The sequence below is a fragment of the Streptomyces sp. NPDC020875 genome (assembly GCF_040641415.1).
Lineage (GTDB): Bacteria > Actinomycetota > Actinomycetes > Streptomycetales > Streptomycetaceae > Streptomyces.
Map to the genome: position 1 here is coordinate 48,890 of NZ_JBFADP010000012.1, position 26,593 is coordinate 75,482.

The window sequence follows — 26,593 nt, forward strand, 5'->3', positions numbered from 1 at the left end:
GTGTGTACTGCTCCGGTCAGGGACCGGGTGTGAAGACCAGGGGGAGCCGTACGGGGCCGGTGTTGCCGGAGTCGGGGAGCCAGACCGCGTCCCGGGTGATCCAGGGGTCCCGCAGCCTGCGGGCCAGTACCGGCAGTGCCTCGGTCATATCGCCGCGGGCCACGAAATGGCCGAGACAGTGATGGACGCCGCCGCCGAAACCGAAGTGCGGTTCCCGTTCGGCGGTGATGTCGAAGGAGTACGGTCCGTACACCAGCGGATCGGTACCGGCGGACTGGCTCCACAGCTGGATCGTGGACCCGGCCGGGATGTCCAGCCCCCGGAAGGAGAAGTCCGCCACCGCCTGCCGGGTGATCCAGCGGACCGTCGGATCGACCCGCATCACCTCCTCGACCGCCTTGGCGCCCAGTCCGGGCCGCTCCGCCAGCAGCCGCCACTGGCCGGGATGCCGGACGAAGGTCCGGATGGCGAGCCCGAGCTGGTTGCGGGTGGTGTCGAAGCCGCCGAAGATCAGCAGCACCAGACCGTCGCGGAGTTCGTCGTCGCTCAGCGCGTCGGTGTCCCGGTTGGCCCGGACCAGCCGGGAGACGAAGTCGCCGTGCTCCCGGCCGCGCCGGACGGCGATCAGCTCGTCGGCATAGCCGTGGAGCGCGGCGAGCGCCGCCTCGATCCGGGGCAGGTCCCGCCGGACGGTCACCCCGAGAGCGAGCCCCAGGTCGGCGGAGTGCCGGGCGATGAACGGCCAGTCGGACTGCGGCAGGCCGAGCAGCAGCGCGATCACCCGGGCCGCGTACGGCTCCGCGAACTCGCCGACGAACTCGCACCGGCCCCGGTCCTTGAACGCGTCCGCCAACTCGACCGCCACCGCCCGGAACCGGGCCCGCAGCGTCGAGGTGAGCCGGGCCGAGAAGGCCGGATTCATCAGCCGCCGCAGCCGCAGATGAGCCTCCCCCTCCTGGTGCAGGATCCAGCTCCGCCACCAGTCGGCCAGCGGCCCCTCGGTCACCCCGTTACGGGCGAGCCAGGACACACTCCCCTGGCGGAGCATCGGGTGCGCCAGCAGCTCAGCGGTCTCCGCGTAGCGCAGTACGGCCAATCCGTACGGGGTCCGGGCGTACCAGGACCGTTCCCGGGCCGCGCGTACCTCGGCGGAGGTGAGGGAGAAATCCGGGCGGGTGGTGTCGAACCACGGGACGCCGTCGGCGGGTTCGGTGACCGTCATGGGAACCTCCGGCTCGGGGGAGCGGGTGGTGGAAGCCACAGACTCCGGAGCCGGGCGACGGCACGTCAAGTACCGGCGGCCTGATCCCGCCGGAAGGAGTGATATCCCGCCGTACGCCCGGCACGGCGGCCCCGGCCGTGCCGCGCCGGGTCGTGTCCCCGACCGGGCCGGGCGCGCCGGGGACATACGGGCCGCGCCACGGGGACGTACGGGGACGTACCGCCTCGGCCGGTACGTCCCCGCCGGGGCGGTGGTCGATCCGGGAACTTTTCGCCGCGTGCGAGCAGGGAAGGCCCTGACAGCGCCGAAAGAAACAACAGCGCTGTTCAGGGCCTGACGTCTCCCCCTGCGGTTCCTCGTGTCCAGTGGTCAGGGCAAGGAGCGGACACTGGTCCATCGCTCCTGCCGCAGCTGTCACCCCGGACAGAAGAAGACGTTCCCAATCCGCACGGCCCTGCGTCGTGCTGGCCGGGATGGCGGGTTGCCCGGCGGTAGTGGGCGAGCCGAGGCGCGGCCTCGCAGGTCAGACCTTGACGATCCGGATGCCGGGGCGGCACAGTGCGAGGAGATCCTCGGGGTCCGACGTCAGTACGGTCACGGGGGAGGGCGAGGCGAGTGCGGTGGCGGCCACGATGGCGTCGAGGGCGTACTTGTGGCCGTGCAGACCGGCAGCGGCGAGGAGCTTGCTCGCCTGGCGGGCGATGGTTTCGGTGGGCGGGACGATGTTCACGCGGGAGACGGCGTAGTCGAAGCGGGCCTGGTTGATCTTGGGGTCGCGTGCTTCGACCAGCGTGACGGAGCTGGTGACCACGCGGATGTCCTCGTCCTCGGCTGCGGCCAGCCACTCGGTGACTTCAGGGGAGCGTCGTACGAGTTTGGACAATCCCTCACAGTCCAGGACGAGCGTCCCGCTCACGCCGCGTCCGCCGATTCGGCCGTGTCACCGCGGAGGATTGCTCGCTTGGACTCGACCGCTGCCCGGTCCACCGGGCCGTGTTCGGCTTCCGCGTCCTCGATGAGTTCGCGCAGCAGGTCCCGCTCAAGCTGGCGCTGGATGAGCGCTTCGACGTAGGCGGACATGCCTCGCCTGCCGGTACGTGCCTTCAGGGCGGCGATCGTGCCTTCGTGGAGGGAGACGGAGACCGGACGGACGGGGCCTTCGCCGGGGGCGGCGGGGGTAACCATGCGGCCACTTTAACAAAACTCTTGTTATTCAGAGGCGCCGTCCGGGCCCGGCCCCCAGTGCAGGTATCGCCTGCCGAACTGCTCGAACGGTGTCAAGGGGAGGGGTCGACGTCGAGCAGATGCGAGGAACCCCAGGTCAGACGCCGATCCATGAAGGATTTCCCAGGGACTTTCACGTCCGTCCCAGGGCCGATCCAGGGACTTTCCGCCGTGCGAGGAGGGCAGGCCCTGACAGCGCCGAAAGAAACAACAGCGCTGTTCAGGGCCTGCTCATCACGAGAGCCTCAGCACTCGATGATGTTCACCGCGAGCCCGCCCCGGGCCGTCTCCTTGTACTTCACCGACATGTCCGCGCCGGTCTCCTTCATGGTCTTGATGACCTTGTCGAGGGAGACCAGATGGCTGCCGTCGCCGCGCATCGCCATCTTCGCCGCCGTGACGGCCTTGACCGCCGCCATGCCGTTCCGTTCGATGCACGGGATCTGCACCAGGCCGCCGACCGGGTCGCAGGTCAGGCCGAGGTTGTGCTCCATGCCGATCTCGGCCGCGTTCTCCACCTGTGCCGGTGTGCCGCCGAGTACCTCGGCCAGCGCTCCGGCGGCCATCGAGCAGGCGGAGCCCACCTCGCCCTGGCAGCCGACCTCGGCGCCGGAGATGGAGGCGTTCTCCTTGAAGAGCATGCCGATCGCGCCCGCCGCCAGCAGGAAGCGGACGATGCCGTCCTCGTCGGCGCCGGGGACGAAGTTCATGTAGTGGTGGAGTACGGCCGGGATGATGCCCGCTGCGCCGTTGGTGGGGGCGGTGACGACCCGGCCGCCCGCCGCGTTCTCCTCGTTGACGGCCATCGCGTAGAGGGTGATCCACTCCATGGCGCGGGCCGCAGGGTCGCCCTCGGCGCGGAGCTGGCGGGCGGTCTTCGCGGCCCGGCGGCGTACCTTCAGCCCGCCGGGGAGGATGCCCTCGCGGGAGAGTCCGCGGGCCACGCATGCCTGCATCACCCGCCAGATCTCCAGCAGCCCGGTCCGGATCTCGTCCTCGGTCCGCCATGCCTTCTCGTTCTCCAGCATCAGGGACGAGATGGAGAGGCCGGTCTCGGAGGTGAGCCGGAGCAGTTCGTCGCCGGTGCGGAAGGGGTACTTCAGTACGGTGTCGTCTAGTTTGATCCGGTCCTCGCCGATCGCGTCCTCGTCGACCACGAAGCCGCCGCCGACGGAGTAGTACGTCTTCTCCAGGACCGTGCCGCCGTCGGCGTCGTACGCCCGGATCGTCATTCCGTTGGCGTGGTACGGCAGGGTCTCCCGGCGGTGCAGGACCAGGTCCTCGTCGAAGTCGAAGGCGATCTCGTGGGCGCCCAGCAGGGAGATCCGGCCGGACTCCTTGATCCGCTCGACCCGCTCGTCGGCGGACTCCACGTCGACGGTACGGGGCGAGTCGCCCTCCAGGCCGAGCAGGACCGCCTTGGGCGTGCCGTGGCCGTGGCCGGTGGCGCCGAGGGAGCCGTACAGCTCGGCCCGTATCGCGGCGGTGGGGGCCAGCAGTCCCTCGTTCTTCAGCCGCCGGGCGAACATCCGCGCCGCCCGCATGGGGCCGACCGTATGCGAGCTGGACGGGCCGATGCCGACCGAGAACAGGTCGAAGACCGAGATGGCCACGAGAAACTCCTGAGGGTGGGGAGACGCCGTTGTCTGCCGCGTGGGGTGGTGCGGGTGGGACCGGTGTTGTGGACCGATGGTGACGACGAAGGGCGAACGGGGGCGGAGGGCGGGATCCGGTGGATCCCGGGCGTACGGCGGGGGCACCGGCTCACTTCTCAGTGTGCGCGATGCCCCCGGGGTCCGTACCAGGACACCAGCGTGTTAATCGTACGAATGTACGGTTACGGCTGGGTGGGCGTGAGGCCCGGGTACAGCGGGTGCTTATCGGCCAGGGCCGTGACCCGGGCCCGCAGCGCCGCCGCGTCGTACGACGGCTTGAGCGCCTCCGCGATCACATCCGCGACCTCGCGGAAGTCATCGGCGCCGAAGCCGCGGGTGGCCAGGGCCGGCGTACCGATCCGCAGACCCGAGGTGACCATCGGCGGCCGGGGGTCGTTCGGGATCGCGTTCCGGTTGACCGTGATCCCGACCTCGTGCAGCCGGTCCTCGGCCTGCTGGCCGTCCAGCTCCGAGTGGCGGAGGTCGACCAGCACCAGATGGACATCGGTACCGCCGGAGAGCACCGAGACGCCGTGCTCGGTGACATCGTCCTTGACCAGGCGCTCGGCCAGGATCTTCGCGCCCTCCAGGGTGCGCCGCTGGCGCTCCTTGAACTCCTCGGACGCGGCGACCTTGAAGGAGACCGCCTTGGCCGCGACCACATGCTCCAGCGGGCCGCCCTGCTGGCCGGGGAAGACCGCGGAGTTGATCTTCTTCGCCAGTTCGGCGGTGGAGAGGATCACGCCGCCGCGCGGACCGCCCAGGGTCTTGTGCGTGGTGGTGGTGACGACATGGGCGTGCGGCACCGGGTTGGGGTGCAGCCCGGCCGCGACCAGGCCCGCGAAGTGGGCCATATCGACCATGAGGTACGCGCCGACCTCGTCCGCGATCCGGCGGAAGGCGGCGAAGTCGAGCTGACGCGGGTAGGCGGACCAGCCCGCGACGATCAGCTTCGGCCGGGACTCCTTGGCCAGCTTCTCGACCTCGGCCATGTCGACCTGGCCGGTGGCGTCGTCCACGTGGTAGGCGACCACGTTGTAGAGCTTGCCGGAGAAGTTGATCTTCATGCCGTGGGTCAGGTGCCCGCCGTGGGCGAGGTTCAGACCCATGATCGTGTCGCCCGGCTTCAGCAGGGCGAACATCGCCGCCGCGTTGGCCTGGGCGCCCGAGTGCGGCTGGACATTGGCGTGCTCGGCGCCGAAGAGGTCCTTGACCCGGTCGATGGCGATCTGCTCGACCACGTCGACGTGCTCACAGCCGCCGTAGTAACGGCGGCCGGGGTAGCCCTCGGCGTACTTGTTGGTGAGGACCGACCCCTGGGCCTCCATGACCGCCACCGGGGCGAAGTTCTCGGAGGCGATCATTTCGAGGGTGGACTGCTGGCGGTGGAGCTCGGCGTCGACGGCGGCGGCGACATCGGGGTCCAGCTCGTGGAGAGAGGAATTGAGAAGCGACATATCGGCAGATATTCCTGTCGTCAGCTCTTGGTGAACTCGGCGTACTCGTCGGCGGAGAGCAGATCGTCCGGCTCCTCCGCCACCCGCACCTTGAACAGCCAGCCGCCCTCGAAGGGTGCGCTGTTCACCAGGGAGGGGTCGTCCACGACGCCCTGGTTGGTCTCGGTGACCTCACCCGTCACCGGGGAGTACAGATCGCTCACCGACTTGGTGGACTCCAGCTCGCCGCAGGACTCACCGGCGGTGACCGTCGCACCCACCTCGGGGAGCTGGGCGAAGACGACGTCACCGAGCGCGTTGGCGGCGAACTCGGTGATCCCGACCGTCGACACGCCGTTCTCGGCGGCCGTCAGCCACTCGTGCTCCTTGCTGTAGCGCAGCTGCTGGGGGTTGCTCATGGGATGAATTCTCCTGTACGCGGACGGTGCGGATGAACGGACGGGGTACGCCGGGACGTGCGTCTGGTCACGTCAGGCGGGGAAACGGGTTGGGGAGAGGAAGGGAGCGGCGGGCCGGTGGGCAGCCGCCGGGCTACTTCCGCCGCCGGTAGAACGGCAGCGCCACGACCTCGTACGACTCCTGGGCGCCCCGGATGTCGACCGCGACCCCCGGCGTGCCGGGCCCGGCGTGGGCCGCGTCGACGTACGCCATGGCGATCGGCTTGCCGAGGGTGGGAGAGGGGGCGCCGGAGGTGACCTCGCCGATCACCGCGCCGTCCGCGAGCACCGGATACCCGGCCCGCGGCACCCGGCGGCCCGCGGCGACCAGGCCCACCAGAACCCGCGGCGGGCTGTCCGCGGCCCGCTCGGCGGCGGCCTCCAGCGCCTTGCGGCCGACGAAGTCGCCCTCCTTCTCGAACTTCACCACCCGGCCGAGACCGGCGTCGAACGGGGTGAGCGCCGTGGTCAGCTCGTTCCCGTAGAGCGGCATGCCCGCTTCGAGCCGGAGCGTGTCGCGGCAGGACAGGCCGCACGGCACCAGACCGGCGGACGCGCCCGCCTCGGTCAGCGCCCGCCACAGCCCTTCGGCGTGCTCCGGGGCGACGAAGAGTTCGAAGCCGTCCTCGCCGGTGTAGCCGGTCCTGGCGATCAGCGCCGGGACCCCCGCGACCGTGCCCGGCAGGCCCGCGTAGTACTTCAGTCCTTCGAGGTCGGCATCCGTGACCGAGGCCAGGATCCCGGGCGACTCGGGGCCCTGGATCGCCAGCAGGGCGTAGGCGTCCCGGTCATCGCGGACCTCGGCCTCGAAGCCCGCGGCCTGCTCGATCAGCGCGTCCAGCACGATCTGCGCGTTGCCCGCGTTGGCGACCACCAGGTACTCGTTGCCGCCGGTGCGGTAGACGATCAGGTCGTCCAGGATTCCGCCGTCCTCACGGCAGATCATGGTGTAGCGGGCCCGGCCGGGGCCGATGGTGGAGATATTGCCGACCAGGGCGTGGTCCAGCAGGGCCGCGGCCCCGGGGCCGGAGACGGTGATCTCACCCATGTGGGAGAGGTCGAAGAGGCCCGCCCGGGTCCGGACGGCCTGGTGCTCCTCCCGCTCGCTGGCGTACCGCAGCGGCATGTCCCAGCCCGCGAAATCGGTCATCGTCGCACCCAGGGAGCGGTGCAGGGCGTCGAGGGCGGTACGGCGGGGGACGGTGCTCATGGACGGTTACTCCCAGGGCATGGCGGAAGACATGACGACGAGGACGTTCCTCCCCATCTGTCATCGGAACCTGAGAGGTTCGTCGCGAGCGTCGCACGGATGGCCGTACGGACGGTCGTGACTTGCACCTTGGGTGGAGCCGGTGGAAACCGGCCCGCTTTTCAGATCTGCCTCATCGCGCGCGGTACGGGGCCTGAGAGATTCAAGGGAGGAGCTTGCTCCTTCGGCGCCCGGAGCGGAGTCCGGGTCTCTCCCGCGCGGATTCAAACGGCCGGTATGAAGTTGGCGGCCACATCATTACACGCGGACCGGGAAGTACGGGAGCCCCGGCGGCGTTGTTCCCCTGCGTGGACACCTGGTCACGGTCGCGTACGAGAACGGGGGAAACGGGGGAGAGGCCGACTGCCGGGCCGGACAGGGGGCCGGGCGCCGACCGCCGGCGGACCGCTCCGGGCGGCCCGGGGGAACCGCGGCCCCGGCCGAAGGGGTCCTCCAGGGGGAGGCACGTACCCGGCGCACGCCCGGGGCGCACGACGCAATGGCCGGAAACAGAAGGGAAATGCCGGAAAAAACGCTCGGATCTCATTACCATTTCTTTACGGTCCGTTGACGCTCCATGGGCATAGGTGTGGGTGACCCGACATGGGGGAGGAGGGTGTGATGACGTTGCAGCGCTCCGGCGCCTACGCCACGACCGCGGGGGTGCCGGCCCAGCCACAGGCGCCCACGCGCGAACGGCTCCGAGCGGCCGCGCCGCCGGTACTGCGGGATCTGCGAGCCCGCGAAGGGCGAGGCCCGCGCGGACTCACCTTCGCCGCGGGCGACCTCGTGGTCGTCTCCGGACTGCCCGGAAGCGGAAAGTCCACCCTGATCAAACGGACCGCCGCGGCCGCCGCCATAGACTCCCAGGACACCCGCGACCGCTGGGACGCCGACATGCCCCGGCTGCTGCCCTACGCGCTCTACCGGCCCTTCGTCCGCCTCGCCCACTACACCGGCCTCCGCCGCGCCCTCCGCTCCGGCGAAAGCGTCGTCGTCCACGACTGCGGCACCCAGACCTGGGTCCGCCGCTGGCTCGCCCGCGAAGCCCGCCGCCGGGGCACCGGCCTCCACCTCATCCTGCTCGACGTCCCACCCGCCGTCGCCCGCCAGGGCCAGCGCGAACGCGGCCGAGGCGTCTCCGGCTACGCCTTCGCCCGGCACCGCAGAGCCGCCGGACGGCTGATCTCCGACGCCGAGGCGGGCCGCGCCCCGACCGGCTGCGCCTCCGTGATCCTGCTCGACCGCCCGGCCGCCGGAGCCCTCGCCCGGATCGGCTTCACCCCCCGATAACACCCCACAACACCCCCGGCGGACCGCCGGACCGGCCCGGAGGCAAAACCCGCCGCCCCGAACCGATCCGTACCGCAGGCCCTATTGTCGTCCCGGACCACAAAAGGGGACCCGGGCGGTCCGGGGGAGAGGGCGAACAGGGATGAACACGCCGGAGCGACTGGACGCGCGGCAGCAGTACGACGGGACCAACCCCGAGCCGTACGGCGCACCCACCGGCGGCCCGCCCGCCGAACAGCCCGACAGCCCGCCCGGACCCACCGGGCCCTACCCCGCCTGGCCCCTCAACGAACTCGAGGAAACCCTCGCCGCCGCCCTCGGACACCCCGGCGCCGGACCCCGGATCGTCGAAGTACTCGGCCGCAGCCAGATCTGGATCCCCCTCCCCAACGGCGGCGGACCCGACAGCCCCGACCTCGACCTGCCGATGATCGAACTCGACGGCGCCGCATACGTCCCCGTCTTCAGCTCCGAACAGCAATACCTCGCCTGCGTCGGCGACCACATCCCCTGCACCATCGCCCCCGCCCGCGACTTCGCCCGAGGACTCCCACCCCAGGTCGGCATCGCCGTCAACCCCGGCGGAACCATCGGCGTCCCCCTGCCGCCCCCCGCCGTCGCCGAACTCTGCCGCGCCGGACACACCCCCCTCGACGGCCCCACCGGCGGCGGACGCGTCCGGCTCTACGAACCCGACTGGCAGGACGACCCCGTCGACTTCCTCGCCGCCGCGTCCGAAGAATTCCGGGCCACCGGCACCGTCCTCAACGCCCGCCGAGCCCTCGCCTCCATAGAAGGCGACGACCCCACCCTCCTCATCGGCGTCCAGCTCACCCCCGGCGCCGCCCCCGAAACCGCACACGAAGCCCTCGCCCGCGCCCTCGGCCGCCACACCGTCCGCTGGCCGGTCAACATGGTCTTCCTCGACCTCACCCAAGACCCCGTCGCCGAATGGCTCACCCAACAAAGGGCGTTTTTTTAAGGGCTCGGTTCGCCTCCGGGGCGCTTCAGCGGTTTTCATCGGTCGATCGTGCTCGATCGCTCGTACCTCGCGATCTCCGCGCGTTCTCCCTGCTGAAATCCGCGCGCCCCTTCGGCTCACTCGCCTCTCCGGCGCGACGGCAAGACGAGGCACCCCGGGGCACGCGGCTTGAGAAGGCATCTCCAAGGCGAGGGCAGGGCCAGGCGCCCCGGGGCACGCGGCTCGAGAAAGTTCGCCCGCCTCGGTACTCGCACTCCGGGGCGAGGGCCGAAAGGGCGTGCCCCGGTCCGGGGGCCGTACAGGGTGCGGCGGGGCGATCCGCGGCACCCCGGAGGAACGGCATCACCAAATGGAGGGGGGCGCCGTAAGCTGGGGGCGGTCTGGGTCGCGGGGCCCAGCGGCGGTTGACGGCTTGGACCGGAGGGGCGGAACAGTGGTGAGCGCGTCAGGCACGGCCGCGACCGGGCAGATCGAGCACCTGCTCCGCCAGGTCACCCCCGGGCGTTACGACGCCTACGAAGCACTCCTCGCCGCCCTCGCCGACCCCGCCGCCGGACGGATCTGGATGCTGCTGTGGCACGGCCGTCCCGGCTCCCCCGAAGCCCAGTACGGCAACCTGGAGATCGACGGCTTCGGCTACGCGCCCGCCGTCACCTCCCCGCAGGAACTGGCCGCCTCCGGCTGGACCCGGGCCCACGAGACCACCACCGGACTCGACATCGCCCGCGCCCTCTACCCCGACCGCTGGGGCATCTGGCTCAATCCGCACGCCCCCGGCGGCGGCGTCGGCATCCCCTGGACCGACCTGCGGCGGATTGCCACCGGGCTCGACCGGATGCCCGCCGGACCCCTGCGGCTCTCCGAACCCGCCGTCGAGATCCCCCAGTTCTACGCCCTCCTCTCCCGCAACGCCCACCACACCCCGGCCGTCCGCTCCCTCCGGCGCGCCTGGGTGCAGCCCGCCCTCGGCGCGCCCTATCTCGCCATCGGCCTCGACCTGTACGACACCAGCCGCCCCTCCGTCGACGCGGTCCGCGCGATGATGCAGCAGTCCATCGCCGCCGTCCCCGACGGCCTCCCCGTCTCCACCGTCGCCCTCTCCGACGAGTACGACCCCGTCGGCATGTGGCTGCGGGCCAACGCCCGCCCCTTCTACGACCGCGACGCCCACGCCGCGCCCGGCGCCCATGCGGGCGGCTACGGCTACCCCCCGGCACCCGGCCGCTGACTCCCGGGCCCGCCGCCCTCACCCCCGGCCGGCACTCCGCTGTCATGCGGCCCGGCCGCCCCACATGTGCCCTTCCACAGGGTGAGACCCGCTACCGGACACCTCTCGGCGGCCGAATGTCGTTGCCGCCCGCCCCGGTCGTACGCGCTGTCGATTCCTCCGAAGGATTCCGGCCCAGCTCGGCCCTGCCCCGCTGAATACGGGAGTTCTGCATCTTTCGCGCCTTGGAATCACAGGAATGAATCTGTTCGATAATCGGATACTGGCTCAACTCCTGTCGTTTCGCGGGAAGATGGGGCTCCGCTCAGCCCTGGTGAACGTCCGCATAACGGAATCCCTCTACACGCATCACGTTTGGGCAACCATTGCTCTGGAGGTCTGGCGGGTGATCGCGGGAGCGTTGAAGACTCCGGCTCCAAGGGGAAATTCGTCCCCGTGTGCCATCGGGTCAAAACGTACGTCTCGTACCAACTGCTCCACGCGCACCAGATGTTGAGAACCAAGCCGCTACAGCGGCGGGTACGGGCCGGTCACCTCCGGCCGAGAGGGGTCCCCACCACGATGACGGCACCAGTGCACGACACGAGCGCGAACGCGGAGAAGACCGCGACCGCCGATGTCGCGGCGGATGTAGTCAGGAAGTCGGTCGAAGGGCGGTCGCTGCGACAGATCGCCTGGTCCCGGCTGAAGCGGGACAAGCTGGCGCTCTCGGGCGGCATCGTTGTCATCCTCCTCGTACTCGTCGCGGTCTTCGCACCCGTCCTCGTCGACCTCTTCGGGCACCCGCCGAACAAGTTCCACCAGGACAAGCTGGACCCGCTGTTCAACACCCCCAAGGGCGACTTCGGCGGTATCAGTTCCGAGCATCTGCTGGGTGTCGAGCCCAACACCGGCCGGGACGTCTTCAGCCGGGTCGTCTACGGTGCCCGGATCTCCCTGCTGGTGGCCTTCCTCGCCGCCGTGGTCGCCGTCATCCTCGGCACCCTCTTCGGCATCGTCGCCGGTTACTTCGGCGGCTGGGTCGACGCGGTGATCAGCCGGGTGATGGACATGCTGCTCTCCTTCCCGCAGCTGCTCTTCATCATCTCCCTGGTCGCGGTCCTCCCCAACGACCTCTTCGGACTGACCGGGTCGAGCGTCAGAATCGCGATCCTGGTCTCGGTGATCGGCTTCTTCGGCTGGCCGTACGTCGGACGCATCGTGCGCGGCCAGACCCTCTCCCTGCGGGAGAAGGAGTACATCGAGGCCGCCCGCAGCCTGGGCGCCGGACGCCGCTACGTCCTCTTCAAGGAACTGCTGCCCAACCTGGTGGCGCCGATCACGGTCTACGCGACCCTGATGATCCCCACCAACATCCTCACCGAGGCCGCGCTCAGCTTCCTGGGGGCGGGCGTCCGCCCGCCGACCGCGTCCTGGGGGCAGATGCTCTCCACGGCGGTCAAGACCTACGAGTCCGATCCGACCTTCATGGTGATCCCCGGACTGGCGATCTTCATCACGGTGCTCGCCTTCAACCTCTTCGGTGACGGCGTGCGGGACGCGCTCGACCCCAAGGGCACCCGGTGAGCACCCCCGGCGGCCCCGACCGGCCGCAGACAACTGAACGTGCCCCTGCCAGACCTGTCAGGCGGCTCCCCGATGGTTTCCCGGCGTCGAGCAGGGACCGCGCTACCCCGGAGGTTGCAGTAACCATGACTCCCCAACGTTCGTCGAGGCCGGGGCGGATCGCCGTGGCGGCCCTCGTCGTCGCAGCCCTCACGGCCACCGCGGCGTGTGGTGGCGGTGGCGACGACGACAAGGCCGGCAAGGGCGCGGGCTTCAACGCCGGTGCCACGGGCATCGCGAACCCGTCCACCAAGGCGGGCGGCACGCTGAAGTTCATCGGCAAGCAGGACCTGGACTCGGCCGACCCGCAGCGCCAGTACTACGGCATGGCCTGGGACTTCTCCCGGTTCTACTCCCGCCAGCTGGTCACCTACGCCACCAAGCCGGGCGCCGCGGGCGCCGAGCTGGTGCCGGACCTGGCCCAGGAGAAGGCCGCCATCACCAACGGCGGCAAGACCTACACGTACAAGCTCCGGGACGGGATCACCTGGGAGGACGGCTCCCCGATCACGTCCAAGGACATCAAGTACGGCATCGAGCGCGTCTGGGCCGCGGACGTCCTCCCGGGCGGCCCGCAGTACCTGCGCCAGGTGCTCGACCCGACCGGCGCGTACAAGGGTCCGTACAAGGACACCACCCCGGACAAGCTGGGCCTCAAGGCCATCCTGACCCCGGACGACAAGACGATCGTCTTCAACCTGCCGAAGGCCAACGGCGACTTCGAGCAGATGCTGGCGATGCCCGCCGGTTCTCCGGTGAAGAAGGAGAAGGACACCGGCGCCAAGTACCAGCTGAAGCCCTTCTCCTCCGGCCCGTACAAGTTCGAGAAGTACGAGCCCAAGAAGAGCATCAGCCTGATCCGCAACGACAAGTGGAAGAAGGCGTCCGACCCGATCCGCCCGGCCCTGCCGGACAAGATCACGGTCACCATCAACTCCAACATCGAGGCGATCGACGAGCTGCTCATCAAGGGCGAGTACGACCTCGACCTGAACGCCACCGGTATGGGCCAGGCGGGCCGTACCAAGGCGCTGAAGGAGCACAAGGAGAACGTCGACAACATGCAGACGAGCTTCGTCCGCTATGTCGACATCGTCTCGACGCTGGCTCCGTTCGACAACGTCGAGTGCCGCAAGGCGGTCATCTACGCGACCGACTTCGCCTCGATCCAGCAGGTCCGCGGCGGCCCGCAGGCCGGTGGCGACATCGCCCCGAACATGCTGCCCAAGGACGTCAAGGGCTCCGACGACTACGACCCGTACGGCGTCCTCGCCCGCAAGGGCAAGCCGGACGCGGCCAAGGCGAAGGCGGCGCTGAAGGCGTGCAACAAGCCGAACGGCTTCTCCACCAACATCAGCGCCCGCAGCAACAACCCGGGTGAGGTCCAGGCCGCCGAGGCGCTCCAGCAGTCGCTGGCCGCGGTCGGCATCAAGACCCAGGTCGACCCGATCGACGGCGCCGAGTCGTCGAGCATCACCGGCTCGCCCGCGGTCGTCAAGCAGCGCAACCTGGGTCTGATCATGACCGGCTGGGGCCCCGACTTCCCGACCGGCCAGGGCTTCTCGCAGCCGATCATCGACGGTCGTTTCATCGCGGACAACGCGAACTACAACATGTCGATGACGAACGACCCGAAGATCAACAAGCTCTTCGACCAGGCGCTGCTGGAGACCGACCCCAACAAGGCCGGTGAGATCTACAAGCAGATGAACCACGCCGTCTCGGACCTCGCCGTCCAGATGCCGCTCGTCTACGAGAAGAACATCACCTGGCGCAGCTCGCGACTGACCAACGCCTACTCCACGGCGGCGTACAGCGGTCGCTACGACTACGTCACCCTGGGCGTCGTCAAGTAGTCCTCCGCTCTCCGAGGATCTCGGTGGTGACCCGCTGCCCCAGGCGCGGGTCACCACCGGCACCACCCCACCAACGCCCAACCCGCCAGTCCCGAAGGGCAGGTGATGGCCTCGGGCGGCGGCCCCGAACCCGTAACCCGGGCTCGACGCCACCGCCGGGCCGCGCACAGTGCTTGCTTATGTCATCCGGCGATTGTTCGCCGTCGCCATGATGCTGATGGTCGTCACCCTGACGACCTTCGTCATCTTCTTCGTGCTCCCCAAGTGGGCCGGTTCCGATCCGGCGTACCTCTTCGCCGGGAAGCAGGCCGACCCCGTCGCCATCGAGGGCATCCGGAAGAAACTGGGTCTCGCCGATCCGGTACTGGTGCAGTTCTGGAACTTCGTCCAGGGCATCTTCGCCGGCCGGGAGTACGCCAACGGCACCGATGTCACCAAGTGCCCTGCCCCCTGCTTCGGCTACTCCTTCCGAACCGAGCAGGCGGTCTGGCCGCAGCTCACCGAGGCCATCCCGGTCACCCTCGCGCTCGCGGGCGGCGCCTGTCTGCTCTGGGTCGTCGGCGGAGTCTCCGCCGGAGTCGTCTCGGCCCTGCGCCGGGGCACCCTGTGGGACCGGGCCGCGATGACCGTCGCCCTGGCGGGTGTCTCCCTCCCCATCTACTTCACCGGTCTGATCTCCCTCGCGGTCTTCAGCTGGCAGCTCGACTGGGTCAGCGGCGAGTTCGCGGCCCTCGGCGACGACCCGGCCCAGTGGTTCCAGAGCCTGATCCTGCCCTGGATCACCCTGGCCTTCCTCTACGCCGCGATGTACGCCCGGCTCACCCGCGCCACCATGCTGGAGATCATGGGCGAGGACTACATCCGCACCGCCCGGGCCAAGGGGCTCACCGAGCGGGTCGTCATCGGACGGCACGCCATGCGTTCCACCTGGACTCCCGTCCTCACCCTGCTCGGACTCGACCTCGGCGCGCTGCTCGGCGGAGCCGTACTCACCGAGTCCACCTACAACCTTCCGGGCCTCGGCAAGCTCGCCATCGAGTCGATCAACTCCAAGGACCTTCCGCTGATCCTCGGTGTGACCCTCTTCGCCGCCCTGTTCATCTGTGTCGCGAACCTCGTCGTGGACATGCTGTATGCCGTCGTCGACCCGCGTGTGAGGATCGGATGACCGAGTCGAAGAAGTCCGGGGCGAACTCCCCGGCCCTCGCCCCCGGTGAGGTCGCCCGGGCCGGGGCCCCCGCGCCCGAGGCATTCCTGGAGGTCCGCGACCTCAAAGTGCACTTCCCCACCGACGACGGCCTGGTCAAGTCCGTGGACGGGCTCAGCTTCCAGCTGGAGAAGGGCAAGACCCTCGGCATCGTCGGCGAGTCCGGCTCCGGGAAGTCCGTGACGTCCCTGGGCATCATGGGCCTGCACACCGCGGGGCAGCACGGCCGCGGCCGGGCCCGGATATCCGGCGAGATCTGGCTGGACGGCCAGGAACTCCTCGGCGCCGACCCCGACGAGGTACGGAAGCTCCGCGGCCGCCGGATGGCGATGATCTTCCAGGATCCGCTCTCCGCGCTGCACCCGTACTACACGATCGGCAAGCAGATCGTGGAGGCGTACCGGGTCCACCACGACGTCGACAAGAAGACCGCCCGCACCCGGGCGATCGAAATGCTCGACCGGGTCGGCATCCCCCAGCCCGACAAGCGGGTCGACAGCTATCCGCACGAGTTCTCCGGCGGGATGCGCCAGCGCGCGATGATCGCGATGTCGCTGGTCAACAACCCCGAACTGCTGATCGCCGACGAGCCCACCACGGCCCTCGACGTCACCGTCCAGGCCCAGATCCTCGATCTGATGCGGGACCTCCAGAAGGAGTTCGGCTCCGCCGTCATCATCATCACCCACGACCTGGGCGTCGTCGCCGAACTCGCCGACGACATCCTGGTGATGTACGGCGGCCGGTGCGTCGAGCGCGGCCCGGCCGAAGAGGTCTTCTACGAGCCCCAGCACCCCTACACCTGGGGGCTGCTCGGCTCGATGCCGAGGATCGACCGCGACCAGACCGAACGGCTCATCCCGGTCAAGGGCTCCCCGCCCAGCCTGATCAACATCCCCGACGGCTGCGCCTTCCATCCGCGGTGCCCGTACGCCGATGTGCCCAAGGACAATGTGACGCGCACCGTCCGCCCCGACCTCCAGCAGGTGGGCGGCCGGCACTTCTCCGCCTGCCATATGGCGAAGGACGAGCGGACGCGGATCTGGACCGAAGAGATTGCGCCCAAGCTGTGAGTGACAACGTGAAGATTCCCCGGCAGGCCGAGGGGTCCGGTACGGACACCGGGCCCGAGCCGCTGCTCAAGGTCGAGGGCCTGGTCAAGCACTTCCCGATCCGCAAGGGGCTGCTGCGCCGCCAGACCGGGGCCGTCCAGGCCGTCGACGGGCTCAGCTTCGACGTCCGTCCGGGCGAGACGCTGGGCGTGGTCGGCGAGTCGGGGTGCGGCAAGTCGACCATGGGACGGCTGATCACCCGGCTGCTGGAGCCGACCGGCGGGCGGATCGAGTTCGGGGGCCATGACATCACCCACCTGGGCGTCGGCGGGATGCGACCGCTCCGCCGCGACATCCAGATGATCTTCCAGGACCCTTACTCGTCGCTGAACCCCCGGCACACCATCGGCACCATCGTCTCGGCGCCCTTCAAGCTCCAGGGCATCGAGCCGGAGGGCGGGGTGAAGAAGGAGGTCCAGCGGCTGCTGGGCCTGGTGGGTCTCAATCCCGAGCACTACAACCGCTATCCGCACGAGTTCTCCGGCGGCCAGCGGCAGCGGATCGGGATCGCCCGGGCGCTGGCGCTCAAGCCGAAGCTGGTCGTCGCGGACGAGCCGGTCTCGGCGCTGGACGTGTCGATCCAGGCCCAGGTGGTCAATCTGCTGGACGACCTCCAGGACGAGCTGGGACTGACCTATGTGATCATCGCCCACGACCTGTCGGTGATCCGCCATGTCTCGGACCGGATCGCGGTGATGTACCTCGGCAAGATCGTCGAGCTGGCCGACCGCAAGTCGCTCTACGAGTCGCCGATGCACCCCTACACCAAGGCGCTGATGTCGGCCGTCCCCGTGCCGGACCCCCGGCGGCGGGGCACCAAGAGCGAGCGGATCCTGCTCAAGGGCGATGTCCCCTCGCCGATCTCGCCCCCGGCGGGCTGCCGGTTCCACACCCGGTGCTGGAAGGCGACGGAACTCTGCAAGACCCAGGAGCCGCCGCTGATCGAGCTGCGGCCGGGCCAGCAGGTGGCCTGCCACCACCCGGAGAACGCGGCGGACCAGGCGCCTGGCGAGACCGTGCTCGCCTCGGCGCGGCAGGCGGTGGAGGTGGTGTCCGCCACACCGAAGGCGGCGGAGACCCCCGAGGAGCCGGCCGGTGACCCGGCGCGGAACACGGCCGGTGACCCGGTCGGATCCGGGCCGGACCCGGACCCGAAGCCCGACCCCGAGCCGGAGGACACCGGGAAGTAGTCCCCGGCGGTGCGACGGCGGCACCGCCGGACGGACGGCACAATCGTCCGGTGCTCCAAGAACTGTTCACGCCCTCCGTCCAGCATGCGCTCGACCTCGCCGGAATCTTCGTCTTCGCGATCTCCGGCGCACTGCTCGCCGTCCGGAAGAACTTCGACGTCTTCGGTATGGCGGTACTCGCCGAGGTCACGGCGCTGGGCGGAGGGCTGCTGCGTGATCTGATCATCGGAGCCGTCCCCCCGGCGGCCTTCACCGACCTCGGCTACTTCCTGATGCCCCTGGTCGCCACGGCCCTGGTCTTCTTCCTCCACCCCGTGGTCGAACGGATCCAGAACGGTGTCAATGTCTTCGACGCGGCCGGTCTGGGCCTGTTCTGTGTCACCGGCACCACCAAGGCGTACGAGTACGGGCTCGGCCTGACCTCGTCGGCGGTACTCGGGGTGGCCACTGCGGCGGGCGGCGGCGTACTGCGCGACGTCCTGGCGAACGAGGTGCCGTCGCTGCTCCGCTGGGACCGGGACCTCTACGCCGTCCCCGCCATCGTGGGGGCGACGATGATCGCGCTCTTCATCCGCTTCGACACCCTCAACGCCTTCACCAGCGGACTCGCCGCCGTGACCGCCTTCACCCTGCGGCTCCTGGCGATGCGCTTCCACTGGCGCGCCCCGCGCGCCTGGAACCGCCGCTCCACGGCGACGGAAGGCGCCTGAACCGCCCCCGGTCTCCCTGATCTGCCCCCGTTCCGCCCCGTTTCGCCCGCGCGCGTGCCCGCGACAGCCCTCGCGACCTGAAAAGCTACCGCTTAGTATGAGGCTGGGGTACCGTGCGTCCATGGCAATGGCAGCTCAGGCATCTATAGGCAACAGCGAGTTCGACCGCGATACCGCCGTCGTCCCCCGGGGCTCCGGTGTCTACGACACCCACCTCTCGCCCGGCTGGACCATCCTGCACGCCGTCAACGGCGGCTATCTGCTGGGCGTGGTCGGCCGTGCCCTCGGGGACGCGCTGCCGCACCCCGACCCCTTCACGCTCTCCGGCCACTTCGTGAGCGCCTGCACCCCCGGCCCGGCGGTGATCCGTACCCAGACCGTCCGCACCGGCCGCACCCTCTCCACCGGACAGGCGTCGCTGTACCAGACCGGCGAGGACGGCCGGGAGGTCGAACGCATCCGGGTGCTCGCTACCTACGGCGAACTGGACGCCCTCACGGACGAGGTCCGTACCTCCGCCACCCCGCCCGCCGTGCCGCCCTACGAGCGGTGCGTGGGCCCCGCCGACGCCCCCGGCCTCGATCTCGCCAGGACCTGGGCGATCCTCGGCCGGCTGAACATCAGGCTGGACCCCGACACCGTCGGCTGGGCGCTCGGCGCCCCCTCCGGCAAGGGCGAGGTCCGGGGCTGGTTCACCCTCGCCGACGGCCGGGACGCCGACCCCCTCTCCCTGCTGATGACCGTGGACTGCTTCCCGCCCACCTCCTTCGACCTGGGACTCAAGGGCTGGACCCCGACCGTCGAACTCACCGCCCATATCCGCTGCCGCCCGGCCCCCGGACCGCTGCGGGTCGCGATCGCCACCCGCAATCTCGCGGGCGGCTTCCTGGAGGAGGACGCCGAGATCTGGGACAGCCGGGACCGGCTGGTCGCCCAGTCCCGCCAGCTCGCCAAGGTGCCCCTCTGACAGTCGATCACCTCCTCCTCGCGGTATCTCTTCGCCGTGCCGTGCCGTGCCGTGCCGTGCCGTGCCGTGCCGTGCCGTGCCGTCCGCCGTGCCGTGCCTCCGGCCCGGGGCCTGTTGCTGCTGCCCGGCCCTGGCCCGGACCCCGGCCCGGCGGCACAGTGACCTGTTCCCCGGCCCCGGGTGCGGGCCCGGCCACCGTGTACCGGCCCGCCACGGTTCGGCCCGGGGCCCCGGGCCGAATCGCCGCGTACCGCCGCCGCCGTGAGCGGGCGCCACAGGGCCGGGTGAGCGCCGCCGCCCGCCGGTCCGGCCACCGTTCACCGCCCGGCCGGCCGAACCGGGAGCCGTGCCGCCCCGTGTACTTCTACGCGCCGCAGATGCACCCCCTCTCCGCCTCGTAGAATCGAGGCCACCATGGCCTACCTCGACCACGCCGCGACCACTCCGATGCTTCCGGAGGCGGTCGAGGCGATGACCGCCCAGCTCACCGCGTTCGGCAACGCTTCGGCGCTCCACGCCGCCGGGCGCCGGGCCCGCCGTACCGTCGAGGAGGCGCGCGAGACCCTCGCCGACGCCCTCGGCGGCCGCCCCAGTGAGGTGGTGTTCACCTCGGGCGGCACCGAGGCGGACAACCTCGCCGTGAAGGGCCTCTACTGGCAGCGCCGCGACGCCGACCCCCGGCGGACCAGGGTCCTGGCCAGCCCCGTCGAACACCATGCCGTGCTCGACGCCGTGGAGTGGCTGGGCGAGCACGAGGGCGCCACCGTGGAGTACCTGCCCGTCGACGCCTACGGGCGGGTCCACCCCGAGGCCCTGCGCGAGGCCGTGGAACGCGACCCCGACGACATCGCCCTCGTCACCGTCATGTGGGCCAACAACGAGATCGGTACCGTGATGCCGGTCGCCGCACTCGCCGCCGTCGCCCGGGAGTACGGCATCCCGATGCACGCCGACGCCGTACAGGCATTCGGTCAGCTCGATGTGGACTTCGCCGCGTCCGGGCTCGCGGCCATGACGGTCTCCGGTCACAAGATCGGCGGGCCGTACGGTATCGGCGCGCTCCTCCTGGGCCGGGACTACTCCCCGGTTCCGGTCCTGCACGGTGGTGGCCAGGAGCGGCATGTGCGCTCCGGCACCCTGGACGTACCCGCTATCGCCTCCTTCGCCGTAGCCGGACGGCTGGCCGCCGAACACCGCCCGCGGTTCGCCCGGGAGATCGGCTCCCTCCGGGACCAACTCGTCCGCGCCGTACTCGACACGGTGCCGGACGCGGTCCTCGGCGGCGATCCCGAGGACCGGCTCCCGGCCAACGCGCATTTCTCCTTTCCCGGCTGCGAGGGCGACTCGCTGCTCCTGCTCCTGGACGCACAGGGCATCGAGTGCTCCACGGGGTCGGCCTGCACCGCCGGGGTCGCCCAGCCCAGCCATGTCCTCCTCGCCACCGGCACCGACCCGGACCTGGCGCGAGGGACCCTCCGCTTCACCCTCGGTCACACCTCCACCACGGCGGACGTGGAAGCGGTCGCGAAGGCGATCGGGCCGGCGGTCGACCGGGCCCGGACAGCGGGTCTGAGCTGAGTCTGCCCCGCCCGGCGGCCGCTCACAGCCCTCTGGCGACACCACGCCACAAGAGGAACAGGAACCCCCGGTACCGCCCGTTCCGGAGCCCGCGGGCGCCGGAACGCGGCCGGGGTCAGGACCGGGCCGTCACCGCCTGCCGCGCCTCGGGCAGCGCCTCCCGTACCAGCCGCAGGTAGCGGTCCCAGTCCCAGTGCGGCCCGGGGTCGGTGTGGTCCGTCCCCGGCACCTCCACATGCCCGATGATGTGTTCCCGGTCGGCGGGCAGCCCGTACCGTACGCAGATCCCGGCCGTCAGCCGGGCCGACCCCGCGTACATCGCGTCCGTGAAGTCCTGCGGCCGGTGCACGAAGCCCTCGTGCTCGATCCCCACGCTGCGTTCATTGAAAGAACGATTCCCCGCGTGGAAGGCCACATCCAGCTCACGGATCATCTGCGCCACATGACCGTCCTTGCGCACCACGTAGTGCGTGGCCGCCCCGTGCCCCGGGTCCTTGAACACCCGGAGCGCCGTCGGGAAGCTCCCCTGCACCACATGGATGATCACCCGGTCGATCCGGTAGTCGGCGGGGCGGTCGGCCAGCCGCCAGTTCGCCCGGGACGCCGCGGTCCACTGCGCGCCCGCGTGATCCAGCTCACCCTCCTTGCGCGGCTTCGACACCCCGGGCAGCCGCCACCACATGTCGCTCAGCTCGTCGCGGGCCAGCAGCCCGCCGCCCACCAGCGCGGCCGCGCCGCCGATCAGCAGACCCCGGCGGCCGATCCGCGGCCGGGAACGGCCGCCCCCGCCCCCGCTCACAGCGCCTTCGCCCACGGCGTCCTCACCCGTTTCCCCACCTGTGTCCCCGCCCGCGGCGCCCGGCCCGGGCCGTGCCCCGGCCCCGCCGTCCGGGCCTGCCTTCACCGGCTCCGATTCGTGTCCCATATCCCCTACGACGCATACTCGCGAGCTCTCGTTTCACGAGGACCGTACTCTGGTAGGGCTATGACTCAGACGACTCCCCAGCGCCCGCTCCGCGTGCTCGCCGCCATGTCCGGGGGCGTGGACTCCGCCGTCGCCGCCGCCCGGGCCGTCGAGGCGGGCCACGACGTCACCGGTGTGCACCTCGCGCTCTCCGCGAATCCGCAGTCCTTCCGTACCGGGGCCCGCGGCTGCTGCACCATCGAGGACTCGCGCGACGCCCGCCGTGCCGCCGATGTGATCGGTATCCCGTTCTACGTCTGGGACCTCGCCGAACGCTTCCGCGAAGACGTGGTCGAGGACTTCATCGCGGAGTACGAGGCCGGACGCACCCCCAACCCCTGCCTGCGCTGCAACGAGAAGATCAAGTTCGCGGCACTGCTGGACAAGGCGCTCGCCCTCGGCTTCGACGCCGTGTGCACCGGCCACTACGCGACCGTCGTCCACACCGGGGACGGCCGCCGCGAACTGCACCGCGCCAGCGACGAGGCCAAGGACCAGTCGTACGTCCTCGGCGTCCTCGACGAGCGCCAGCTCGCCCATGCGCTCTTCCCCCTCGGCGACACCCTCACCACCAAGGACGAGATCCGGGCCGAGGCCGAGCGCCGGGGCCTCGCCGTGGCGAAGAAGCCCGACAGCCATGACATCTGTTTCATCGCGGACGGCGACACCCAGGGCTTCCTCGCCTCCCGGCTGGGCCGGGCGGAGGGCGACATCGTGGACGAGGCCGGTACGACGATCGGTTCGCACGACGGCGCCTACGGCTTCACCATCGGGCAGCGCAAGGGCCTGCGGATCGGCCATCCGGCGCCCGACGGCAAGCCGCGGTACGTCCTCGACATCTCCCCGGTGAACAACACCGTCACCGTCGGACCCGCCGAGGCCCTGGACGTCACCGGGCTGACCGCGATCCGGCCCCGCTGGTGCGGAGCCGCGCCGCAGGGCCCGGGGACGTACACGGCCCAGCTGCGGGCCCACGGCGGCGAGACCCCGGTGACGGCCGTCCCCGACGGCGACGAACTGCGGGTCGTCTTCGACCGGCCGGTCCGGGGTGTCGCGCCCGGCCAGGCGATCGTGCTGTACGACGGCACCCGGGTGGTCGGCTCGGCGACGATCTCCGCCACCCGGCGGGCCGCCGCCACCGTCTGACCCGTACGCCCGGTCCCGTACGACCCCGGCCGGATTCCGGGGCCGTACGCCCGCCCGAACCCCGGACCGCGCGGTGCCGTGCCGCACCGCGCGGTCCCGGTTCCGGTCTTCACCGGCCGGAACCACCGGGCTCGGACGGTGGCTCAGACGGCGAAGAACGTCTCCAGGACGGGCGCCAGTACATAAGGCGAGGCGTCGTGGGTCTGGCCCGTCAGGGTCCGGTGCCTGCCGCGCGGCAGCGCCTCGGCCACCAGCCGCGCCGTCTCCCGTACCGCCGGGGGACTGGCCCCGCCGTCCGTGACCATCACCCGTACCGGCACCTCGTGCAGCAGACACAGCGGTACGGAGCCGTCGCCGAGGACCGCGTAGTCGTACGGCAGGGTGTGCGCGACGGCCGCCAGCTCCGCCCACACCGGCGCCTCCCGCATCCGGGCCACCAGCTCGTCCGACGTCCCGGTCAGCCCGAGGAAGAGTGCCAGCGCGTCCCCGGTCCGCCCCTCGGCCAGCAGCGCGCGGGTGCGGGCCACATGGTCGCCCGGCGGGCGACCGGGCCGTACCACCGGGTCGAACGGGGGCTCGTACACCGACAGATGGGTGACGGGCAGCCCGGCCGCCGCGGCGCGCAGCGCCAAGACGCCCCCCGACGACGTGCCGTGGACCCGGGCGCCGCCGCCCGCCTCCTCGATCACGGCCGCCAGATCCTCGATCTCCCGCTCCACCGCGTAGCCGCCGGGGTCCCCGCTGCCGCCCCGGCCCCGCCGGTCGTAGGTGAGGACGGTGAACCGGGCCGCGAGCAGATCGGCGAGCGGTCCGTCGCTCGCCGCCGTGCCCAGCGCGCCGCCCACCAGTACTACCGGGGGCCCGTCGCCCCGCCGCTCGTACGCGAGAGGTGTCCCGTCCGCCGACCGCGTCCGGTCCAGCGTGCGGATCGTCTTGTCCATGTGGGTGCTGACCGGGCGGCGGCGCCCGACTCATCGCTCCCGGCCGAGATTTCTCGGATCCGGTCTCCGCCCGGGTACGGAACCGGTTCCGTACGGGGTCCGGCGGCCGTGTCCGGGTCCCGTACGGTGACGCCATGAGAATCTGCGTCTTCCTCTCCGCTGCCGATCTCGACGAGCGGTACACGGGCCCGGCCCGCGAGTTCGCCGAACTGCTCGGCAAGGGCGGCCACACCCTGGTGTGGGGCGGTTCGGAGAGCGGTCTGATGAAGGTCGTCGCGGACGGGGTGGCGGAGACCGGCGGGCGTCTCGTGGGCGTCTCGGTCGGCTTCCTGGCCGCGTCCGCCCGGGTCGGCGCCGACGAGATGGTGATCGCTCGGGATCTCGCCGAGCGGAAGGCCCTGTTGCTGGCGAAGGCCGACGCCGTGGTGGTGATGGTGGGCGGAACCGGAACGCTGGACGAGGCGACGGAGATTCTGGAGCTGAAGAAGCACGGACGGCAGAGCAAACCGGTGGTCCTGCTGAACACGGCGGGCTTCTACGACGGACTGAAGACCCAGTTCCGGCGGATGGAGGCGGAAGGCTTCCTTCCGGTGCCGCTGGCCGAGCTGGTCTTCTTCGCCGAGGAGCCGGTCTCCGCCCTCGCGTATCTGGAGGACGCGCTCGCCGGCTGACCCGGCCCCGGCCCCCCGGCCCCGGACCCGCCGACGATCCCGCTGGCCGCGCGCTCCGGCCGGATGCGAGCATGACCCCCATGACCACGCATCTGATCACCGGGGCCGGTTCCGGCATCGGCGCCGCCGTCGCCCGCCGCCTCCACGAGCGCGGCGACGACCTCGTCGTCCTGGCCCGCGACGCGGGCCGGGCAAAAGAGGTCGCGGCGCGCTATCCGGGCGCCCGTACCCTGGTGGCCGATCTGGCCGACCCCGACAAGATCTCCTGGGCACTCTCGCACCAGCCGGTGCCCGACCGGATCGACACCCTGCTGCACATCGCGGGCGTCGTCGACCTCGGCCCCGTCGGCGAGCTCACGCCCAAGGCGTGGCACCACCAGCTGAACACCAATCTGATCGCCCCGGCCGAACTGACCCGGCTGCTCCTGCCCCAGCTGCGGATCACCCAGGGCCAGGTCCTCTTCGTCAACTCCGGCGCCGGACTCAGCGCCAGTCCCGAGTGGAGCGCGTACGCCGCCTCCAAGCACGGCCTCAAGGCCCTCGCCGACTCGCTCCGCGCCGAGGAGCAGGGCAACGGGATCCGGGTGACGACCGTCTACCCGGGGCGGACGGCCAGCCCGATGCAGGCCAAGGTGCACGCCCAGGAGGGCCGGGAATACGACCCCGGGCGCTGGATCGACCCCGAGTCGGTCGCCACCGCGATCCTGACCGCGATCGATCTGCCGCGCGACGCCGCGATGAACGACGTGACGGTACGGCCCGGCCGCTGACCCGGGTCCCGGCCGGGCGGTCGCCCGGCGGCCCGGTCGGGACCGGGGCGGGCGGGCACGTACCCTGCCGGGGTGACTGAGAAGACCAAGTTCAGCTGGGGTGCCGCCACCGGAGTGGGCTCCCTGCCCGGCGGCGACGCCCGTGAGGCGGCCAAGACCGTCACGGGGTCCTTCGAGGACTTCCCCCACCTGTTCGAGCTGCCCGCGCGCGGCCCCGGCGCCGACATGATCGGACGCGGCCTCGGTCTGCTCGTCGAGATGTACGCCCATGTCGAACCCAGCGGCTGGCGGATCAGCGACCGGCCCGGCCGCGACACCCGGCGGGCCCGGGCCTTCCTCCGCGAGGACCTCGACGCCCTGGAGGAGTTCACCCAGGACTACCGGGGGCCGCTGAAGGTGCAGGCCGTCGGCCCCTGGACGCTCGCCGCGGCCCTGGAGCTGCGCAACGGCGAGTCGGTGCTCCGCGACCCGGGCGCCTGCCGCGATCTCGCCGGATCCCTCGCGGAAGGGCTCCGTACGCATCTGGCGGAGGTACGCCGCCGGATCCCCGGCGCCCGGATCGCGCTCCAGTTCGACGAGCCCTCCCTCACCGCGGTCCTGCGCGGCCGGGTCCGTACCGCCAGCGGCTACCGCACCTACCGCGCCGTGGACCGGCAGCTGGTCGAGGCCGCCCTGCGCGACGTGATCGGCGACGAGACCGCCGTCGTCCACTCCTGCGCCCCCGACGTCCCGGTGGCCCTGCTCCGCCGGGCCGGGGCCGCGGCCGTCTCCCTCGACTTCGGGCTGCTCACCGAGCGTGACGAGGAGGCGATCGGGGAAGCCGTCGAAGCCGGTACGACACTCTTCGCGGGCGTCGTGCCGTCCACCGACACCGAATTGTCAGACCCGGCGGGTAGCGTCATGGGTGTCAGGACGCTGTGGCGCAGGCTGGGGCTGGATCCGGGGACGCTGAGCCGTTCCGTGGTCATTACCCCGACCTGTGGTCTGGCGGGCGCCTCACCGGCTTACGCCCGGGCCGCGCTCGCCCACTGCGTCCGGGCCGCGCGATCGCTCGCGGAACACCCTGAGTGACTTTTTCGGGGTGCCGGGCGGGCGATGAGCAGTGACGGGTGCCGGGAAAGTTCCGGCG

At 71.0% G+C, this 26,593-nt stretch carries 24 protein-coding genes and 1 riboswitch; of the genes, 15 read left to right on the plus strand and 9 right to left on the minus strand.

What is annotated here, in order from left to right; all coding sequences use genetic code 11:
• Positions 1-16 precede the first annotated feature (16 nt).
• From AB0G74_RS09240 to gcvT, 7 genes are all read right to left on the minus strand, one after another.
• A complete protein-coding gene (locus tag AB0G74_RS09240) occupies positions 17-1,222 on the minus strand; it encodes a cytochrome P450 (protein ID WP_361142374.1) in 1,206 nt (401 codons plus the stop codon).
• A gap of 523 nt (positions 1,223-1,745) precedes the next feature.
• Complete coding sequence (locus AB0G74_RS09245) at positions 1,746-2,138, minus strand: PIN domain-containing protein (protein WP_361142376.1); 393 nt, start codon at positions 2,136-2,138, stop codon at positions 1,746-1,748.
• On the minus strand, positions 2,135-2,407 hold the full coding sequence (locus tag AB0G74_RS09250; protein WP_361142379.1) for a hypothetical protein: 273 nt from the start codon (positions 2,405-2,407) through the stop codon (positions 2,135-2,137). The genes AB0G74_RS09245 and AB0G74_RS09250 overlap by 4 nt, the downstream gene beginning before the upstream one ends.
• A 284-nt stretch (positions 2,408-2,691) precedes the next feature.
• The gene (locus AB0G74_RS09255; protein WP_361142382.1) at positions 2,692-4,059 is read right to left on the minus strand and encodes an L-serine ammonia-lyase; all 1,368 of its coding nucleotides are present in this window, start codon (positions 4,057-4,059) and stop codon (positions 2,692-2,694) included.
• A gap of 224 nt (positions 4,060-4,283) precedes the next feature.
• Positions 4,284-5,558 (minus strand): serine hydroxymethyltransferase, encoded by a 1,275-nt coding sequence (gene glyA / locus AB0G74_RS09260; protein WP_361142384.1) that lies wholly within the window; start codon positions 5,556-5,558, stop codon positions 4,284-4,286.
• Positions 5,559-5,578: 20 nt separating this feature from the next.
• A complete protein-coding gene (gcvH, locus tag AB0G74_RS09265; protein WP_358826251.1) occupies positions 5,579-5,956 on the minus strand; it encodes a glycine cleavage system protein GcvH in 378 nt (125 codons plus the stop codon).
• A 133-nt stretch (positions 5,957-6,089) separates the two neighbouring features.
• Positions 6,090-7,205, minus strand: coding sequence for a glycine cleavage system aminomethyltransferase GcvT (gene gcvT / locus AB0G74_RS09270; RefSeq protein ID WP_361142387.1), 1,116 nt, complete (start codon positions 7,203-7,205; stop codon positions 6,090-6,092).
• 172 nt (positions 7,206-7,377) lie between these two features.
• Positions 7,378-7,471: riboswitch (glycine riboswitch) on the minus strand.
• A 394-nt stretch (positions 7,472-7,865) separates the two neighbouring features.
• On the opposite strand from gcvT, the gene AB0G74_RS09275 reads away from it, so the two are divergent.
• From AB0G74_RS09275 to AB0G74_RS09325, 11 genes are all read left to right on the plus strand, one after another.
• On the plus strand, positions 7,866-8,537 hold the full coding sequence (locus AB0G74_RS09275; RefSeq protein ID WP_361142390.1) for an AAA family ATPase: 672 nt from the start codon (positions 7,866-7,868) through the stop codon (positions 8,535-8,537).
• 142 nt (positions 8,538-8,679) lie between these two features.
• Positions 8,680-9,519, plus strand: a complete 840-nt coding sequence (locus tag AB0G74_RS09280; RefSeq protein WP_361142393.1) for an enhanced serine sensitivity protein SseB — start codon at positions 8,680-8,682, stop codon at positions 9,517-9,519.
• A gap of 436 nt (positions 9,520-9,955) precedes the next feature.
• A complete protein-coding gene (locus tag AB0G74_RS09285; RefSeq protein ID WP_361142396.1) occupies positions 9,956-10,747 on the plus strand; it encodes an enhanced serine sensitivity protein SseB C-terminal domain-containing protein in 792 nt (263 codons plus the stop codon).
• 561 nt (positions 10,748-11,308) lie between these two features.
• The gene (locus tag AB0G74_RS09290) at positions 11,309-12,313 is read left to right on the plus strand and encodes an ABC transporter permease (protein WP_361142398.1); all 1,005 of its coding nucleotides are present in this window, start codon (positions 11,309-11,311) and stop codon (positions 12,311-12,313) included.
• 125 nt (positions 12,314-12,438) lie between these two features.
• Positions 12,439-14,208 carry an ABC transporter substrate-binding protein gene (locus AB0G74_RS09295; protein WP_361142401.1) on the plus strand — a complete coding sequence of 590 codons (1,770 nt, stop codon included), beginning with the start codon at positions 12,439-12,441 and terminating at the stop codon, positions 14,206-14,208.
• Between the two features lie 169 nt (positions 14,209-14,377).
• Positions 14,378-15,376 carry an ABC transporter permease gene (locus tag AB0G74_RS09300; protein ID WP_358826244.1) on the plus strand — a complete coding sequence of 333 codons (999 nt, stop codon included), beginning with the start codon at positions 14,378-14,380 and terminating at the stop codon, positions 15,374-15,376.
• The gene (locus AB0G74_RS09305) at positions 15,373-16,488 is read left to right on the plus strand and encodes an ABC transporter ATP-binding protein (protein ID WP_361142405.1); all 1,116 of its coding nucleotides are present in this window, start codon (positions 15,373-15,375) and stop codon (positions 16,486-16,488) included. Before AB0G74_RS09300 ends, AB0G74_RS09305 begins: the two co-directional genes overlap by 4 nt.
• The gene (locus tag AB0G74_RS09310) at positions 16,485-17,717 is read left to right on the plus strand and encodes a dipeptide ABC transporter ATP-binding protein (protein WP_361142408.1); all 1,233 of its coding nucleotides are present in this window, start codon (positions 16,485-16,487) and stop codon (positions 17,715-17,717) included. The genes AB0G74_RS09305 and AB0G74_RS09310 overlap by 4 nt, the downstream gene beginning before the upstream one ends.
• 50 nt (positions 17,718-17,767) lie before the next feature.
• Positions 17,768-18,427, plus strand: a complete 660-nt coding sequence (locus AB0G74_RS09315; RefSeq protein WP_361142410.1) for a trimeric intracellular cation channel family protein — start codon at positions 17,768-17,770, stop codon at positions 18,425-18,427.
• A 121-nt stretch (positions 18,428-18,548) separates the two neighbouring features.
• A complete protein-coding gene (locus AB0G74_RS09320) occupies positions 18,549-19,394 on the plus strand; it encodes a thioesterase family protein (protein ID WP_361142413.1) in 846 nt (281 codons plus the stop codon).
• A gap of 414 nt (positions 19,395-19,808) precedes the next feature.
• Positions 19,809-20,972 (plus strand): cysteine desulfurase family protein, encoded by a 1,164-nt coding sequence (locus AB0G74_RS09325; RefSeq protein ID WP_361142416.1) that lies wholly within the window; start codon positions 19,809-19,811, stop codon positions 20,970-20,972.
• A gap of 115 nt (positions 20,973-21,087) precedes the next feature.
• Here the strand turns inward: AB0G74_RS09325 and AB0G74_RS09330 are convergent, their stop codons facing one another.
• Positions 21,088-21,771 (minus strand): N-acetylmuramoyl-L-alanine amidase, encoded by a 684-nt coding sequence (locus AB0G74_RS09330; RefSeq protein WP_361142418.1) that lies wholly within the window; start codon positions 21,769-21,771, stop codon positions 21,088-21,090.
• 186 nt (positions 21,772-21,957) lie between these two features.
• Here AB0G74_RS09330 and mnmA point away from each other — a divergent pair, with 186 nt between their 5' ends.
• A complete protein-coding gene (gene mnmA, locus AB0G74_RS09335) occupies positions 21,958-23,082 on the plus strand; it encodes a tRNA 2-thiouridine(34) synthase MnmA (RefSeq protein WP_361142421.1) in 1,125 nt (374 codons plus the stop codon).
• A gap of 143 nt (positions 23,083-23,225) precedes the next feature.
• On the opposite strand, the gene AB0G74_RS09340 is transcribed toward mnmA, so the two are convergent.
• Positions 23,226-24,023, minus strand: coding sequence for an alpha/beta fold hydrolase (locus AB0G74_RS09340; RefSeq protein ID WP_361142424.1), 798 nt, complete (start codon positions 24,021-24,023; stop codon positions 23,226-23,228).
• 134 nt (positions 24,024-24,157) lie between these two features.
• Here AB0G74_RS09340 and AB0G74_RS09345 point away from each other — a divergent pair, with 134 nt between their 5' ends.
• From AB0G74_RS09345 to AB0G74_RS09355, 3 genes are all read left to right on the plus strand, one after another.
• The gene (locus AB0G74_RS09345) at positions 24,158-24,694 is read left to right on the plus strand and encodes a TIGR00730 family Rossman fold protein (protein WP_361142426.1); all 537 of its coding nucleotides are present in this window, start codon (positions 24,158-24,160) and stop codon (positions 24,692-24,694) included.
• Between the two features lie 80 nt (positions 24,695-24,774).
• Positions 24,775-25,464: an SDR family oxidoreductase gene (locus AB0G74_RS09350; protein WP_361142428.1), complete on the plus strand. Its 690-nt coding sequence runs from the start codon at positions 24,775-24,777 to the stop codon at positions 25,462-25,464.
• A gap of 72 nt (positions 25,465-25,536) precedes the next feature.
• Positions 25,537-26,535, plus strand: a complete 999-nt coding sequence (locus AB0G74_RS09355) for a methionine synthase (RefSeq protein ID WP_361142431.1) — start codon at positions 25,537-25,539, stop codon at positions 26,533-26,535.
• Positions 26,536-26,593: the final 58 nt, after the last annotated feature.